Origin of the sequence: Massilia sp. CCM 8734 (assembly GCF_011682155.1) — a bacterium.
Taxonomy (GTDB): domain Bacteria; phylum Pseudomonadota; class Gammaproteobacteria; order Burkholderiales; family Burkholderiaceae_D; genus Telluria_A; species Telluria_A rubra.
The window spans coordinates 1-728 of record NZ_WHJI01000160.1 but is presented as its reverse complement, the minus strand read 5'-3'; the positions used below and the strand labels follow the sequence as shown (position 1 = coordinate 728).

Below are 728 nucleotides of genomic sequence, written 5' to 3'. Positions count from 1 at the left end.
CGAAGTCTGGCCCGGAAAAGATTGCCCAGGCCGAGATCGCTGCATCGCGGGCCAGTGCACAGGCAAAAGTAAAAAGCTATGGCGACATGGCCGGCGCCGCAAAGGGGTTCTTCAAGGAGAATACGACTGGCTACCGAGTGCTGGAGGGCACAGAAAAAGCCTTTCGTGCGTACGAGATGGCGATGGCGCTCAAGTCATTGGCTATTAGCCTGTTTGCGACCACTACTAAAACGACGGCCATTGTCGCTGGACAGGGCGTTGAAACTGGCGCAGTTGCTGCTGGCGAAGGCGCGCGAAACCTGCTCAAGATCCCCGGAGTATTCATGTCGTTCATGAGTTCCATGGGGCCATGGGGGGCGGCAGCGGCCGGCGTGGCGATCGCGGCGGTGCTTGGCAGCGCGTTTTCTGGTGGCGGTTCCGGCGGCGGTATGTCAGCAGCAGACGCACAGAAGAAACAAGGTACCGGTGGCGTGTTTGGGGATGCCGATGCAAAGTCGGAGTCGATCACCCGGTCGCTGGCAATGCTGGAGGAGAATTCTGGCGCGCTTGTCCCGATTAACCGCGGCATGCTCACCGCACTGCGCGCGATCCAGACCGCAACGTCAGGCCTTACGAATCAGATCATTCGCACGCCGGGCTTGACCGATGGCTCGAACATGGGGATCACTACGGGTCGCGATGGGCGCCAGTCCGGAACTGGCATCCTGAACATCCCTAGCTTGCTGACG

General features: G+C 60.3%; 1 protein-coding gene. It reads left to right on the top strand.

Annotated features, from left to right (window positions below; all coding sequences use genetic code 11):
* A partial coding sequence (locus F2P46_RS36035) for a hypothetical protein (RefSeq protein WP_208296927.1) occupies positions 1–728 on the top strand: 728 nt, incomplete at both ends.